This window comes from Labedella populi (assembly GCF_004078655.1).
Lineage (GTDB): Bacteria > Actinomycetota > Actinomycetes > Actinomycetales > Microbacteriaceae > Labedella > Labedella populi.
On the sequence record NZ_RZNC01000003.1, the window covers coordinates 208348 to 223785 of the forward strand.

Below are 15438 nucleotides of genomic sequence, written 5' to 3' on the forward strand. Positions count from 1 at the left end.
TGAGAGTCACGTGACCGACGCCACTTCTCCACGGCCCACGCTGAAGTACGACCCCGCCTCCATCCAGGCCAAGTGGCTTCCGGTGTGGGAGGAGCTCCGCCCCTTCGCGACGGACGACCCCGCCGACAAGCGTCCCCGCAAGTACGTGCTCGACATGTTCCCGTACCCCTCGGGAGACCTGCACATGGGGCACGCCGAGGCATACGCGCTCGGCGACGTCATCGCGCGGTACTGGCGGCAGCAGGGCTTCAACGTCCTGCACCCCATCGGGTGGGACGCGTTCGGCCTTCCCGCTGAGGGCGCCGCCATCAAGCGCGGTCTCGACCCCCGCACCTGGACGTACGACAACATCGAGCAGCAGAAGGCGAGCATGCGCCGCTACGCCGCATCGTTCGATTGGGACCGCACGCTCGTCACGGCGAGCCCGGACTACTACAAGTGGAACCAGTGGCTGTTCCTCAAGCTCCACGAGCGCGGGCTCGCGTACCGCAAGGCGAGCCTCGTGAACTGGTGCCCGTTCGACCAGACCGTGCTCGCGAACGAGCAGGTCATCGACGGTCGGTGCGAGCGCTGCGACAACCTCGTGGTCAAGAAGGACCTCACGCAGTGGTTCTTCGGCATCACCAAGTACGCCGACCGGCTCGTCGACGACCTCAACCAGCTCGAAGGCACCTGGCCGTCGAAGGTCCTCACGATGCAGCGCAACTGGATCGGTCGTTCCAGCGGAGCCGACGTCAGCTTCGCCATCGAGGGCCGCGACGAGCCCGTCTCCATCTACACGACCCGTCCGGACACGCTGTACGGGGCGACCTTCATGGTCGTCGCCCCCGACGCACCGCTCGCGGCCGAACTCGTCGCCGAGGGGTCCGAGGAACTCACAGAACGCTTCGAGTCCTACTTGGCCGAGGTCACGGCCCAGTCGGACATCGAGCGCCTCGCAACCGACAAGGAGAAGACGGGTGTCTTCCTCGAGCGGTATGCAGTGAACCCGCTCACGGGTGAGCGGCTGCCGATCTGGGCCGCCGACTACGTGCTGGCCGACTACGGTCACGGCGCCATCATGGCCGTCCCCGCCCACGATCAGCGCGACCTCGACTTCGCGCGGCGCTTCGATCTGCCCGTTCGGGTCGTCGTCGACGTCAACCAGCCCGTCACGGGCATGATCCCCGTCATCCCGGAGGGCGTCGAGCTCGAGGACCTGCCGGAGCTCGACCCGCTCGCCGACGGCAAGGCGCTCACGGGACCCGGCCGGCTCATCAATTCCGGCCCGTTCAACGGTCTCAGCAAGAACAACGCGATCACGAAGATCACCGAGGCGCTGCGCGCGTCGGGTCTCGGCGCGCCGGCGAAGAACTACCGATTGCGCGACTGGCTCATCTCGCGCCAGCGCTACTGGGGAACACCCATCCCGATCATCCACTGCCCGTCGTGCGGCGAGGTTCCTGTGCCGGAGGACCAGCTGCCCGTCGAGCTGCCGCCGACCGAAGGGCTCGACCTCCAGCCGAAGGGCACGAGCCCGCTCGGAGCGGCAGAGGACTGGATCAACGTGGACTGCCCGACGTGCGGCGGCCCGGCGAAGCGCGACTCCGACACGATGGACACGTTCGTCGACAGCTCGTGGTACTTCCTGCGCTTCCTGAGCGTCGGTGACGACACGCAGGCGTTCGACCCGAAGCAGGCGGAGAAGTGGGCGCCCGTCGACCAGTACATCGGCGGCGTGACGCACGCCATCCTCCACCTCCTCTATGCGCGTTTCATGACCAAGGTGCTCTTCGACATGGGCCTCGTGTCGTTCACGGAGCCGTTCAGCGCCCTGCTCAATCAGGGAATGGTCCTCATGGAGGGCTCGGCGATGAGCAAGTCACGCGGCAACATCGTGAGACTGAGCGACCAACTCGACGAGCACGGCGTCGACGCCGTCCGCCTCACGATGGCGTTCGCCGGGCCGCCGGAGGACGACATCGACTGGGCGGACGTCTCGCCGGCCGGGTCGGCGAAGTTCCTCGCCCGCGCGTGGCGCGTGGCCCACGACGTCACGAGCGCTCCCGACGTCGTGTGGAAGAACGGCGACGTCAAGCTCCGGCGGATCACGCACCGCTTCCTCGCGGACGCCCCGGGTCTCGTCGAGTCGTTCAAGTTCAACGTCGTCGTCGCCCGACTCATGGAACTCGTCAACGCGACCCGCAAGGTGATCGACTCCGGGGCCGGCCCGGCCGATCCCGCCGTCCGCGAGGCCGCCGAGGTGACCGCTGTCGCCCTCAACCTCTTCGCCCCGTACACGGCCGAGGACATGTGGGAGGCGCTCGGCTACGAACCGACCGTCGCGCTCGTACAGTGGCGGAAGGCCGACCGGACGCTCCTCCGCGAGGAGAGCGTCACGGCCGTCGTGCAGGTGGACGGCAAGGTGCGCGACCGCCTCGACGTCCCGCCGAACATCGACGACACGTCGCTCGAGGCTGCCGCTCGTGCCTCGGCTGCGGTCGTGAAGGCGATCGGCGACAAGGAGATCGCAACGGTGGTCGTCCGGTCGCCCAAGCTCGTCAACTTCGTCACGAAGCGCTGACGGCGGCTGCTCGTCCGGTCCTCGGCGGGACGAGCAGAGCGGCCTCCGCACACGCGGGCTGTGGACGAAAGTGTTGTTCCCCGAGCGCACGGGTTCGCGGCCACCGGAGCAGCCGGCCACATAGCGTCGTCGCGTGGCCGCTCCTGACGAACCCGATGAGAAGGACGCTCCGTCCGCGCCGACCTCCGGCGCCGGTCGGGGCGCCCGCGGCGCCGGGACGACACGTCGGCGATTCGAGCGTGGTGGCGGAGCCGCCCGATGGCGCATCGGCGCGGCGGCGGCCGTCGTCCTCGTCCTGGCGCTCCTCGGGATCGCGGCGACGGGCGCCGCGATCCGATCGGCCGGCGGCATCGGTGTGGCCTCCGTTCCGCTCGAAGACGGGACGCCCGGGCCGGGAACCGCCGATCCGCTCGGTGTCGACGAGATCGACAGCGGCTCCGAGACGCGCGCCGGAGCCGAGATCTACGTGCACGTGCTCGGCGCCGTCGTCGCCCCTGGCCTCTACACGCTCGCGTCCGACGCCCGTGTTGTCGACGCGATCGCGGCGGCCGGCGGCTTCAGCGAGAACGCGGACCCGGGCACCGTGAACCTCGCACGAACGGTCACCGATGGCGAGCAGATCGTCGTGGGCGAGCCCGGGAAGGCGCCGACGGTCGCGGACGGCTCGGGAGGAGCGTCCGGGACCGCGGCTGCCGGCGGGCCCGGCTCCGGCCCTGTCAGCCTCAACACCGCGACGGCGGAGCAGCTCGAGTCGCTCCCGCGCATCGGCCCGGCCTTGGCGGAGCGCATCATCGCGTGGCGCACGGAGAACGGCCCGTTCCGGCTCGTCGACGAGCTCCTCGATGTTCCCGGCATCGGCGACGCGATCCTGGCGGGACTCGACGGGCTCGTGACGACGTGACCGATCTCCGCACGATCCCGCCGGCCGTGGCCGCGTGGCTCGCGGCCCTCGTCTGCACTCAGTCGTCGGAGCCGTCCTTCTGGCCACCCGTGGTGCTCACGCTCGCCGTCGTCGCCCTCGTCGGCGTTCTCGTCGCGGTGGCGCGCGGCGGGCGGCATCAGCGGCTGTCGGCGGTCCTCGCGGCCGTCGTCGTCTCGGTGGCCGCCGCCACAGCGGTCTCGGTGGCCGTCTCGGCTGGGGCGACGGAGCGTCGACCGTCGGCCCTCGTGGGTCCGGCGACCGACGGGGGCATCGTCGCGCTCGCGGTCGACGTCGTGGGACCTCCCATCGCCCTCTCCGGCGCGTACGGGCTCGTGGTGGTCGATGTGACGGTGACGGGTGTCGAGGACGGGGGAGCGCGGACCGGCGGTCTCCGTGCCCCCGCCGTGCTGTTCGCGTCCGACCCGGCCGGCACGATCGCCGCTGGCGCACGGCTCGTGCTCGACGCACGCGTCGAGAACGGTCGCGCCGGGGATCAGCGCGCGTTCGTCCTGCGCGCCGTCGGTGATCCCGTCGTCGGCACTCCGGAGGCCCCGTCCGATCCCGCGGCGGCAGTGCGGACGGGGTTCTCGGACCTCGCCGCCGGATTCGCCGGAGACGGAGCGGCCCTGCTCCCGGGTCTCGCCGTCGGCGACACGTCCCTCGTCGACGACGCCCTCGACGAGCGGATGACGGCGGCGAGCCTCAGTCATCTCACCGCCGTCTCCGGAGCGAACTGCGCCCTCGTCGTCGGCGCGGTCTTCGGGGCCCTCGCGCTCCTCGGAGCACCACGCTGGGGCCGCGTCGTCGCCGCGCTCCTGGCACTGGCCGGCTTCGTCGCCCTCGTCACGCCAGAGCCGAGCGTCGTGCGCGCCGCCGTGATGGCGGCGATCGTGCTCCTCGGCATCGCCGTCGGTCGACCGTCTGCCGGTGTCCCGGTCCTGGGGATCGCGGTTGTCGGCATCCTCGTGAGCGACCCCTGGCTCTCCCGCTCGTTCGGCTTCGCGCTCTCGGCTGCCGCGACCGCCGGGCTGCTTCTCCTCGCCCGGCCGCTCGGCCGGGCGCTCACTCGGGTGCTCCCGGCGCCCGTCGCGGTCGCACTGGCCCTTCCTCTCGCCGCGCAGCTCGCCTGCCAGCCGATCATCGTGCTCATCGATCCGGCTGTTCCGGTATGGGGTGTTCCCGCCAACATGCTCGCGGCCCCCGCAGCACCGATCGCAACGGTGCTCGGGATGATCGCCTGCCTCCTGCTGCCCGTGGCTCCGGCGGTCGCGACGGGCGTCGCCGCTCTCGCATGGCTCCCCGCGCAGTGGATCGCTGGCGTCGCGACGGCCGCGGCGGCCGCGCCGGACGCTGGTCTCCCGTGGCCGTCGGGGCCGCCCGGGGTCATCGCGTGGGCCGCCGTTCTCGTCACCATTGCCGTCGTCGTCTCGGCCCGCTCCCTGCGTCTCGCCCACGTGGCCGGCACGATGCTGCTGCTCGGGGCCCTCGCCTACGGCACCCTTGTCGGTGGCGACCGGCTCGGAGAGGTCTGGTCACGGCCGACCGACTGGTCCGTCGCGATGTGCGACGTCGGTCAGGGCGACGCCGTCCTCGTCCGGAGCGCCGGCCGGACAGCGCTGATCGACACGGGCCCCGACGGGACGGGCATCGAGGAATGCCTGTCGGACCTCGGCGTCGGTCACATCGACCTGCTCGTCCTCACTCATTTCGATCTCGACCACGTCGGGGGAGTGGCTGCCGTGACGGGGCGCGTCAGGGAGGTTCTGCATCAGCCCGTGCACGACCCCGCCGACGCCGCGCTCCTCCGGGACCTCGAGGCGCGCGGTGCGCGGCTTGTCGAGACGACGACCGGTCTCTCCGGCACGCTCGGCGACCTCCCGTGGCGCGCGCTCTGGCCGCCACCCGACGAGTCCCACTACACGGGCAACGACGGCAGCGTCGTCATCGAGTTCGGGGGAGCCGTCGACGCGATCTTCCTCGGCGACCTCGGGAAGGACTCGGAGCTCGCTTTGCTCGCCGATGGCCGGGTCGGGAACGCCTACAGGATCGTCAAGTTCGCGCATCACGGCTCGGCCGACCAGTACCCCGCACTGTACGAACGGATCGACGCACGACTGGCGCTCGTCTCCTGCGGGCGCGACAACGACTACGGCCACCCGACACGTTCGGCTCTGGCGCTGCTCGACGCGCAGGGAACCACCGTCGCGCGGACGGATCAGGGCGGGACGACCCTCGTCGCCGTGCGAGGTGACTCCCTCGTGACGTGGGCGGCCGGCCCCCGTCCGGATTCGGGCTGACGAGGCCGCGCGGACGTCGCCGCCCCGGCACCGTCGGTGCTCGCCTCTAGACTGGAGCGCGGCTGAGGAGGTCACGTGGCGGAACGTCGAGGATCGAAAGCGGCGGCGGGCAGGGGTGCGGCATCCCGCGCCCCCGCGAAGGTCGCGATCCCGCAACTCGTGTGGCACGACGTGCGACCGGCCCCGGTCGTGCTCATCTCGGGAACACAAGACTTCCTGGCGTCCCGAGCCGTCACCGGCTACCGCGACTTCCTCCGAGCCGAGGATCCGAGCCTCGAGATCTCGGACGTCGAGGCCGACGCCTACACCTCGGGTGAGCTCATCTCCTTCGCGAGCCCGTCGCTGTTCGGCGAGCCGCGTCTCGTCCGGGTGTCCAACGTCGAGAGGTGTTCCGACGCCTTCATCGAGGACGCGATCGCGTACCTCGCTCAACCGGCCGAGGGCGCGACCGTCCTGCTGCGCCACGGCGGAGGCGTGCGGGGCAAGAAACTGCTCGACGCCGTCCGGGCCGCCTCAGGCGTCGCGGTGGAGGTCGTGTGCGCCGACCTCAAGAAGGACGCCGAGAAGATGGACTTCGCCTCGCGCGAGTTCCGTGTGGCCGGGCGGCGCATCGCCCCCGGGGCGCTCCGCCAGGTGGTCGCGGCGTTCTCGGACGACGTCGCCGAACTCGCCGCCGCGTGCCAGCAACTCATCGCCGACATCGAGGGCGACATCACCGAAGACACGGTCACGCGCTACTACGCCGGCCGTGTCGAGACCTCCGCCTTCACCGTGGCCGACGCCGCGATCGCCGGCCGCGCCGGAGAGGCCCTCGTCGCGCTTCGACACGCGCTCGAGTCGGGAGCGGATCCGGTCCCCATGGTGGCGGCCTTCGCGATGAAGGTGCGCACGATGGCCAAGGTGAGCGCGAGCAGAGGTTCGTCCGCGTCGTCACTCGGACTCGCACCCTGGCAGATCGACCGCGCCCGTCGCGATCTCTCCGGCTGGACCGACGACGGTCTCGGCGTCGTCATCCGCGCCATCGCCGAAGCGGACGCGAACGTGAAGGGCGCGGGTCGCGATCCGGTCTTCGCACTCGAACGCATGGTCGCGACCGTCGCGTCACGAGGGACACTCGCGTCGACACCGGAGCCCTGGTAGCGCATCCGCGAGGATGTAGCGCATGCGCGACGATACGTCTCAGGGAACGATGAACGCCCCGTCCGAGGACGGGGCGTTCGATGTCGAGGAGGAGCGGGATTCGCTCAGCTCACCGGGACCGGAGAATCAGAGCGCGGCGACCTTGCTCGCGATCGCGGCCTTCTTGTTCGCTGCCTGGTTCTTGTGGATGACGCCCTTGCTCACGGCCTTGTCGAGCTTGCGGCCCGCGATCTTGAGAAATGCGACAGCCTTCTCCTTGTCGCCGGCCGTGATGGCCGTGCGCGTCGAGCGGATGGCCGTCTTGAGCTCGCTCTTGACCGCCTTGTTGCGCTCCTGAGCCTTCTTGTTGGTGCCGATTCGCTTGATCTGCGACTTGATGTTTGCCACGTGTACGTACGCTTTCGTCGATTGATTGAGGAGATGCCGGTTGCGAGAGAGGGTCGCGCGCGGCGTATCGTGTGGAAAAAACCCACACGCAAGCCAACAGGAGACGATACCAGTTCCGGGGTGTCAGGGGAAATCTCGTCCGGCGCGCCTCGGACTCAGTCGGTCTCGTCCTCGGAGCCCGACGGCCGGTCGGGTGCCGCGGCGACGGCATCACGGACGATCCGAGCGAACGCGGCGGGCGCGACGAGGGAGACGAGGTGGCTCGCCCGCGGCACCACGATGACGGGTGCCTCCGGTCTCGCCCGCCGGAAGCTGCGCTCATCCAGCCGGAAATGATCGAGGGCGCCGGTCACGAACCACACGGGACCGGGGTAGCGCGCGAGGTCCGCGATCGGGCGTGTGCCCCCGATCGCAGCGAGGGTCTCGTCCATGACGTCGAGAGCGACACCGCCGCTGCCGATGTCCTCCGCGGCGGTGCTCCCGACCGCGAGGCGCGCCATCGTGTCGTTGAGCCATCGCCCCCGGTCGGGCAGTCGGTGGATGACTCGGGCCAACACCCGATAGCCCGCCAGTCCCACCCCGCGGGGAAGCGTGAAGCACGAAGACGCCACGAGCAGGGCCACCTTCTCGGGACGACGAGCCGCATAAGTGATGCCGATGTAGCCGCCGAGCGAGAGCCCGACGAGGACGACGCGACCACCGAGTGAATCGACGGCCTCGTCGATCGCATCGACCGCCGCATCGATCGAGAAGGCCCCGCCGATTCGTGATCCGTGCCCCGGCAGGTCGACGGCGGCGGCGACGAGTCCGGCCGACCGCGCCGCGTCCACCTGCCCGCGCCACATCGAGGACGACGTTCGGATCCCGTGGACGAAGAGGATCGGCGGCCGCGTCATACCGCCATGCTAGGGCCCGAACGCGCCCTGTGCCCTCGGTGTCCGACGAGGCCCTCGGCGCGTAATAGCGTGGGCTCATGCCGCAGCTCGCCCCGCACATGGCGTCCGTCCCGGAGTCCGGGATCCGGCGTCTCTTCGAGATCGCCCTCACCCTCGACGACGTCAACATCCTCGCCGTCGGAGAGCCGGACCAGCCCGTCGCTCCCCACATCACCCACGCCGCGATCGATGCGTGGGCTGCGGGGGAGACCGGCTACACGGCCAACGGCGGCATCCCGGCCCTCCGGCGGGCGATCGTCGAGAAGCTCGCCCGAGACAACGGGATCGAGGTCGACGTGGAACAGGTCTGGGTCACGATCGGTGCGACGCAAGCGCTCTTCCAGGCGATGGGACTCCTTCTCGACGCGGGCGACGAGATCCTCGTTCCCGACCCCGGCTACACGACGTTCGCGATGAACGCCCGCATGCTGCAGGCGGTGCCCGTGCCCTACCGACTGGAGCCGGAGCACGGCTTCGTCCCGGACATCGCGCAGCTCGAGTCGCTCATCACGCCGAGGACGCGAGTCCTGCTCGTCAACTCTCCGTCGAACCCGCTCGGTCGGGTGTTCTCGACCGAGGTGCTCCAGAGCCTCGTCGACCTCGCGGCGCGCCACGATCTCTGGATCCTCTCCGACGAGGTCTACGAGTACTTCACGTTCCGCGGCACGCACACGAGCCCGGCCACCCTCGACACCGACGGCCGGGTCTTCAGCGTCTTCTCGCTCTCGAAGACCTATGCGATGACCGGGATCCGGGTGGGATACCTCGTCACGCCTCCCGGGTTCGCGGGCGTCATGCGTACCGTTCAGGAGGCGATGATCAGTTGCGTCCCGACCCCGGATCAACGCGCCGCCGTCGCGGCCCTCTCCGGGTCCCGTGAGCCCGTCGATGTCGCCCTCGCGCATTACGCGGCGAACGCGGAGGCGGCGGTCGCCCTCCTCGATGAGCGGGGTATCTCGTACCTCGAACCCGACGGGGCGTTCTACCTCTGGATCGACGTCTCCCATGCAACGGGTGGCGACGTCGCGTCGTGGACCGAGAGGTTCCTGCTCGAGAAACGAGTGGCCGTCGCTCCGGGGAGCGCGTTCGGCCGGTCAGGGGAGGGATGGATCCGGGTCTGCCTCGCCGCCGATCGATCCCGGCTCCTCGACGGACTCCGTCGACTGCCGGCTCCCGGTGGCGACTCGCTCGTCGTCGACGTCCCCGCCGCCGGCTGAGTCGCGGATCGACCGACGGGCGGGGAGCCACGGGGATACGCTCGGAGCATGTCTCTCTCCTCTGCGCCGCTCAGCATCGTCGGCGGAAGCGTCCTTCCCCTGTCGTCCCGCTTCTTCCCCGCGGCGCGATGACTCCCGTGTCCGGACGAGCGCCCGAGACGGGTGAGACACACGCGCACGGGGGGACCCTCGGCCGCGCGGTCGTGACGGGAGCGGGCGGATTCGTCGGTTCGGCGATCGTCGCCGATCTCCGATCCCAGGGGTACGAGATCGTCACCGTCGGCCGAGCAGAGTCCGGCCGGGCGCACGTCGCGTGGGGCGACGCCGCTGGCCTCGACGCCGCCGTGGACGGAGCCGCCGTCGTGGTGAACCTCGCGGGCAAGAACGTCAGCTGCCGCTACAGCCCGCGGAACCGGCGGGAGATCCTGAACTCTCGCACGGCGACGACTGCGGCGATCGCCCGATCGATCACCCGGTCGGCCTCGCCGCCCCCTCTCTGGATCAACGCGAGCACGGCGACCATCTACCGGCACGCCATGGACCGCCCGATGACGGAGTCGACCGGCGAGATCGGTGAGGGGTTCTCGGTCGGTGTCGCGACGGCGTGGGAACACGCGTTCTTCTCCCCGGATCTCGGCGGGACGCGCCGTGTCGCACTGCGCATGGCGATCGTGCTCGGCCACGGCTCGGCTCTCGCGCCGTTGCTCGGCCTCGCGCGGTTCGGCCTCGGCGGCCGTCAGCTCGACGGCCGATGGTGGGCGCCGCGTGAGAAGCGCGCGGCCGGTGCCTTCCACGAGTACCGCCCGACCCACGGACGCCAGATGTTCAGCTGGGTGCACCTCGACGACGTGCTCGGCATCGTCCGGCGCGTCATCGCAGACGAGTCCATCCACGGAGCTCTCAACGTGTGCGCGCCGGGTCCCGTCGACAACGGCGAGCTCATGGCGACCGTCCGCCGCTCCGTGCGCATGCCCGTCGGCATCCCGCTGCGTCGCTGGATGATCGAGCTCGGTGCGCTCGCGATGCGGACGGAGTCGGAACTCCTCCTCAAGAGCCGCTGGGTCGTCCCGGAACGCCTCACCGCGATGGGGTACGAGTTCCGTCACCCCGAACTCCGGGGTGCCGTGGACGCCGTCGTCCGCGCGGGTCGCTGACACCCGTGCGACCCGCGGTCCGCCCCGCCGTGCGCGAGTCCGTCGGCACCGTGGGACAATGTGATGTCCACCGAACCACCCCTGACGTGAGGACCGCGTGAGCCCCCGAGCGACTACGGCACTCCAGCCCGCCTCCACACCACCGGCGTCGATCCGCAACTTCTGCATCATTGCGCACATCGACCACGGCAAGTCGACGCTCGCCGACCGGATGCTCCAGATCACGGGCGTCGTCGCCGACCGCGACATGCGTGCGCAGTACCTCGACCGGATGGACATCGAGCGCGAACGCGGCATCACGATCAAGAGCCAGGCCGTGCGGATGCCCTGGTCGAGGAACGGCGAGACGTTCGCCCTCAACATGATCGACACGCCCGGCCACGTGGACTTCACCTACGAGGTCTCGCGCTCTCTCGCTGCGTGCGAGGGCGCCATCCTTCTCGTCGACGCCGCACAGGGCATCGAGGCACAGACCCTCGCCAACCTGTATCTGGCGCTCGAGAACGATCTCGAGATCATCCCGGTCCTCAACAAGATCGACCTCCCCGCAGCCGACCCGGACAAGTACGCGGCCGAACTCGCGGGACTCATCGGAGGCCGGCCCGAGGACGTACTTCGCGTCTCCGGGAAGACGGGCATGGGAGTCGAGGAGCTGCTCGACCGTGTCGTCGAGCGCATCCCGAGCCCGACGGGCGACGCCGACGCCCCGGCACGCGCGATGATCTTCGACTCCGTCTACGACACCTACCGCGGCGTCGTCACGTACGTCCGGATGATCGACGGCTCGCTCAGTCCGCGCGAGCGCATCCAGATGATGTCGACGCGCGCCGTACACGAGCTCCTCGAGATCGGCGTCTCCTCTCCCGAGCCGCTCCCCACGAAAGGGCTCGGCGTCGGCGAGGTCGGCTACCTCATCACCGGCGTGAAGGACGTGCGGCAATCGAAGGTCGGTGATACCGTCACGACCGCGATGAAGCCCGCGGCCGAGGCGCTGCCCGGATACACCGACCCGAAGCCCATGGTCTTCTCGGGGCTCTACCCGATCGACGGCGCCGACTACCCGGACCTGCGCGAAGCGCTCGACAAGCTCAAGCTCTCGGACGCGGCCCTCAACTACGAGCCGGAGACCTCCGTGGCCCTCGGCTTCGGCTTCCGCTGCGGCTTCCTCGGCCTCCTCCACCTCGAGATCATCACCGAGCGTCTCGAGCGCGAGTTCGGGCTCGACCTCATCGCGACCGCTCCGTCGGTGACCTACGAGGTCACGACGGAGGACAAGAAGACCGTCACCGTCACGAACCCGAGCGAGTTCCCCGGCGGGAAGATCCAGGCCGTCTCCGAGCCCGTCGTCAAGGTGGGCGTGCTCGCGCCGAAGGACTACGTCGGCACGATCATGGAACTGTGCCAGTCGCGCCGGGGTACGCTCCTCGGCATGGAGTACCTCGGCGAGGATCGCGTCGAGCTGCGGTACACGATGCCGCTCGGTGAGATCGTCTTCGACTTCTTCGACCACCTCAAGAGCCGCACCCAGGGCTACGCGTCGCTCGACTACGAGCCGGCGGGGGAGCAGGAGGCGGATCTCGTGAAGGTCGACATCCTGCTGCAGGGGGAGCAGGTCGACGCGTTCAGCGCGATCGTGCACCGCGACAAGGCATACGCCTACGGCGTACTCATGACGGAGCGCCTCAAGAACCTCATCCCGCGCCAGCAGTTCGAGGTCCCGATCCAGGCGGCGATCGGCGCGCGCATCATCGCCCGCGAATCGATCCGCGCGATGCGCAAGGATGTCCTCGCGAAGTGTTATGGCGGTGACATCACCCGCAAGCGCAAACTGCTCGAGAAGCAGAAGGAGGGCAAGAAGCGCATGAAGATGGTCGGCAAGGTCGAGGTGCCGCAAGAGGCCTTCATCGCTGCGCTCTCCGGAGACACCGAGACGAAGAAGGACAAGAAGTAGAGCCATGCGCCGCGAGACCTTCGAGGACGTGCACGTCGACTACGGCTCCGTCGGAGCCACGGCCGCTCCCGACATGCTGCAGTACCCGCCGCGCGGCTTCCGGTCCGCGGAGGTCGAGGTCCGCCTCGGCAGCGGCGTCGAGCGCTTCACGCAGGCCGTGGACTCGATCATGTCGTGGGACCTCTACCGCGGTTCCGGCATCGCCGTCCAGGTGCTCTCGCACGGTGAACCGGGCGCCTACACCGGCGTGCGTTTCGCCGAGGACGGGACGCCAATCGCCCCCGCGACGCTCTCCGCTGAGGAGCGCTTCACGTCCGACGGCATCCCCTACGTCTCCTCGGGCGCGTCGGCGAGGCTCAGCGGCCGCGTCGGCCTCTACCGCGTGACGAGCCGCGTCCGCGTGGTCTCGGTCGTCGAGGACGAGCGCCGCGTGAGCGTGACGTTCGGTACGCTCGGCGGCTGCGTCGTGAGCGGGGAGGACGCATACATCGTGGAGCTCGGGGACGACGACAGCGTGCACTTCCGCCAACGCTCCGTCTTCCGTGCGCGAGCCCTCCACTACCGCGTCCTCCGTTGGCTCGCACGCCGCCGCTGGACGGCGCTGTCGACGCGCTTCGCCCGCACGCTCTCGCCCCTCTGGGCGGCCCGTTCGCGCGGACAGGTCTCGGAGTAAACCCCGTGGGCGGTCCGCTCCCTCTCGCCGACCCCGCACCTCGAGACGGCGCACTCCCCGTGTCCGTCGCGAACGGCGCTGACGAGCGCGCCTTCGGCGTCTACGTGCACGTGCCCTTCTGCACCGTCCGCTGCGGATATTGCGACTTCAACACCTATACGGCCACGGAGCTGCGCGGCGCGTCGCGGGCTGACTACGCGTCGACCGCCGTCGCCGAGATGGAGCTCGCGGCTCGCGTCCTCGAGGGCGCCGGTCTTCCCGAGCGCCCGGCCACCACCGTCTTCTTCGGTGGCGGCACGCCGACCCTCCTGCCTGCTGGAGACCTCGTCCGGATGCTCGAGGGCGTCCGGTCGCGCTTCGGGATCGCGGAGGGCGCCGAGATCACGACCGAGGCGAACCCCGACAGCGTCGACGCCGAGTATCTCGGGCGGCTCGCGGCCGCCGGCTTCACGCGCGTGTCGTTCGGGATGCAATCGGCCGTCCCGCGGGTCCTCGCGACCCTCGACCGCACGCACGACCCGGAACGCATCCCCGTCGTCGTCGCCGCGGCGCGCGAGGCCGGACTCCAGGTGAGCCTCGACCTCATCTACGGGACTCCGGGCGAATCGATCGACGACTGGCGGACCTCGCTCGAGACGGCGATCACGCAGCGCCCTGACCACGTCTCGGCCTATGCGCTCATCGTCGAGCAGGGCACACGTCTCGCTCGACGCATCCGCTCGGGTCAGCTCGAGGCGCCGTCCGACGATCTGCAGGCCGACATGTACGAGCTCGCCGACGAGATGCTCGGCCGCTCCGGGTACTCCTGGTACGAAGTGAGCAACTGGGCGGCGTCGCCCGGGTTCCGCTCACGTCACAACCTGTCGTACTGGCGCGGTTCGGACTGGTGGGGGATCGGTCCCGGCGCGCACAGCCACGTCGGCGGCGTGCGCTGGTGGAACGTCAAGCACCCGGCGGCATACGCCGCCCTCATCGCGGAGGACGCCTCGCCGGCCCACGGGCGAGAGACCCTCGACGGCTCGACCCGGCTCGTCGAACGCGTGCTGCTCGAGACCCGCATCGCCGACGGGCTCGCGATCGATGCGCTTGCGACGGAGGGCCGCACCGCGGTAGCGGGACTCATCGCGGACGGGCTCGTGAACGGAGAAGCCGCCCTGCGCGGGAGGATCGTCCTCAGCCTGCGGGGGCGGCTTCTCGCCGACGCCGTCGTGCGTCGACTCGTGGCCTGACCGTCCTACTTGATGAACCGGAAGTTGAGCGGGTAGCGGTAGGCCGATCCGCCGTTGACCTTGACGCCGCCGATGATCGAGAACACGAGGTTCGCGAGGTATGGCAGCCAGCCGATGAGGCTGAGGAGCAAGCTGAGGATGCCGAGCCCGTAGCCGTAGCTGTATCCCATGCTGAAGCCGATGATGCCGCCGATGATGCCGGTGAGGATCTGGACGGCGATGTTGACGAGGATCCAGGTGATCTGCCAGTTGAGCGCTTCCTTGGACTCCTGACGGGTGAATCCGCCGCGGTCCTTGAAGACGAGGAAGATGATGAGCGACGGGAGGAATCCGATGACTCCGCCGAAGTGTGACCACATCGCCCACTGCTTGTCCTCGGCGGGGGAGAGCGGTGCGGCACCGCCGTGCTGGCCGTAGGGCTGCTGTCCGTATGGAGGCTGCTGGCCGTAGCCGCCCTGGCCGGGCTGTCCACCCTGGGGAACGCCGTACCCGTGCTGTCCCTGCGGTGCGCCGTACCCGGGCTGTCCCTGCGGCGCACCGTACCCGGGCTGTCCCTGCGGGGCGCCGTACCCGGGCTGTCCCTGCGGCGCACCGTAAGGAGGCTGACCCGGCGTCGGGGCGCCGTACGCGGGCTGACCGCCCTGCGCCGGTGCGCCGTACGACGGCTGCGGGGGAACCGGGGGCTGCGGAGCGCCGTATTGAGGCTGGCCGTTCGGGGAGTCCGGCTGCTGATCTCCCGACTGGGGGGAGGAGGGGTCGGTCATCGCCGTTCCTTTCGATCGGATGACGTGCAGGGTCTCGGTGCACGAGACCCTCGGGACGAACCCGTCCTGGGCACAGCATCACGGTATCGGTCCCGCGGAACGAGCCGCAATCGGCGCGACGCCCCCGACTCTGGCCGCCTCCGGACGCAGCGTCGGAAGGCGGGGTATTATTGGCACTCAGTGCAGGTGAGTGCCAACGAGCGACG

The 15438-nt window shown here is 70.0% G+C and carries 12 protein-coding genes; 9 read left to right on the forward strand and 3 right to left on the reverse strand.

The features are described from left to right. Positions 1–10: 10 nt before the first annotated feature. The 4 genes from leuS to holA all read left to right on the forward strand — a co-directional run bounded on the left by leuS (position 11) and on the right by holA (position 6922). Positions 11–2563, forward strand: a complete 2553-nt coding sequence (gene leuS / locus ELQ92_RS09520; RefSeq protein ID WP_208004305.1) for a leucine--tRNA ligase — start codon at positions 11–13, stop codon at positions 2561–2563. A gap of 133 nt (positions 2564–2696) precedes the next feature. After that, entirely contained in the window at positions 2697–3464 is a 768-nt protein-coding gene (locus tag ELQ92_RS09525) for a ComEA family DNA-binding protein (protein WP_243694958.1), read from the forward strand. Continuing rightward, on the forward strand, positions 3461–5782 hold the full coding sequence (locus tag ELQ92_RS09530) for a ComEC/Rec2 family competence protein (RefSeq protein WP_166426759.1): 2322 nt from the start codon (positions 3461–3463) through the stop codon (positions 5780–5782). The genes ELQ92_RS09525 and ELQ92_RS09530 overlap by 4 nt, the downstream gene beginning before the upstream one ends. A 75-nt stretch (positions 5783–5857) precedes the next feature. Next, entirely contained in the window at positions 5858–6922 is a 1065-nt protein-coding gene (gene holA / locus ELQ92_RS09535; RefSeq protein WP_243694959.1) for a DNA polymerase III subunit delta, read from the forward strand. Between the two features lie 126 nt (positions 6923–7048). Here the strand turns inward: holA and rpsT are convergent, their stop codons facing one another. Both rpsT and ELQ92_RS09545 read right to left on the reverse strand, forming a co-directional pair. Continuing rightward, on the reverse strand, positions 7049–7309 hold the full coding sequence (gene rpsT / locus ELQ92_RS09540) for a 30S ribosomal protein S20 (protein ID WP_128498742.1): 261 nt from the start codon (positions 7307–7309) through the stop codon (positions 7049–7051). Positions 7310–7464: 155 nt separating this feature from the next. Beyond that, a complete protein-coding gene (locus ELQ92_RS09545; RefSeq protein ID WP_128498743.1) occupies positions 7465–8205 on the reverse strand; it encodes an alpha/beta fold hydrolase in 741 nt (246 codons plus the stop codon). A 77-nt stretch (positions 8206–8282) separates the two neighbouring features. Here ELQ92_RS09545 and ELQ92_RS09550 point away from each other — a divergent pair, with 77 nt between their 5' ends. The 5 genes from ELQ92_RS09550 (at position 8283) to hemW (ending at position 14468) form a co-directional block, all read left to right on the forward strand. Next, positions 8283–9461, forward strand: coding sequence for a pyridoxal phosphate-dependent aminotransferase (locus tag ELQ92_RS09550; RefSeq protein ID WP_128498744.1), 1179 nt, complete (start codon positions 8283–8285; stop codon positions 9459–9461). Positions 9462–9598: 137 nt separating this feature from the next. Next, positions 9599–10615 carry an epimerase gene (locus tag ELQ92_RS09555; protein ID WP_243694960.1) on the forward strand — a complete coding sequence of 339 codons (1017 nt, stop codon included), beginning with the start codon at positions 9599–9601 and terminating at the stop codon, positions 10613–10615. Positions 10616–10712: 97 nt separating this feature from the next. Further along, the gene (gene lepA, locus ELQ92_RS09560) at positions 10713–12566 is read left to right on the forward strand and encodes a translation elongation factor 4 (RefSeq protein ID WP_128498746.1); all 1854 of its coding nucleotides are present in this window, start codon (positions 10713–10715) and stop codon (positions 12564–12566) included. A gap of 4 nt (positions 12567–12570) precedes the next feature. Further along, positions 12571–13239 carry a DUF1990 family protein gene (locus tag ELQ92_RS09565; protein WP_128498747.1) on the forward strand — a complete coding sequence of 223 codons (669 nt, stop codon included), beginning with the start codon at positions 12571–12573 and terminating at the stop codon, positions 13237–13239. A gap of 5 nt (positions 13240–13244) precedes the next feature. Continuing rightward, entirely contained in the window at positions 13245–14468 is a 1224-nt protein-coding gene (gene hemW / locus ELQ92_RS09570) for a radical SAM family heme chaperone HemW (protein WP_128498748.1), read from the forward strand. A 5-nt stretch (positions 14469–14473) separates the two neighbouring features. On the opposite strand, the gene ELQ92_RS16600 is transcribed toward hemW, so the two are convergent. Then, positions 14474–15232: a DUF4870 domain-containing protein gene (locus ELQ92_RS16600; RefSeq protein ID WP_243694961.1), complete on the reverse strand. Its 759-nt coding sequence runs from the start codon at positions 15230–15232 to the stop codon at positions 14474–14476. Between the last annotated feature and the right edge of the window lie 206 nt (positions 15233–15438).

What these genes read in the sequence shown, in the direction of transcription:
- ELQ92_RS09545 (WP_128498743.1), bottom strand. Translation starts at nt 8,205, where the DNA reads ATGACGCGGCCGCCGATCCTCTTCGTCCACGGGATCCGAACGTCGTCC.
- ELQ92_RS09550 (WP_128498744.1), top strand. Translation starts at nt 8,283, where the DNA reads ATGCCGCAGCTCGCCCCGCACATGGCGTCCGTCCCGGAGTCCGGGATC.
- ELQ92_RS09565 (WP_128498747.1), top strand. Translation starts at nt 12,571, where the DNA reads ATGCGCCGCGAGACCTTCGAGGACGTGCACGTCGACTACGGCTCCGTC.
- ELQ92_RS16600 (WP_243694961.1), bottom strand. Translation starts at nt 15,232, where the DNA reads ATGACCGACCCCTCCTCCCCCCAGTCGGGAGATCAGCAGCCGGACTCC.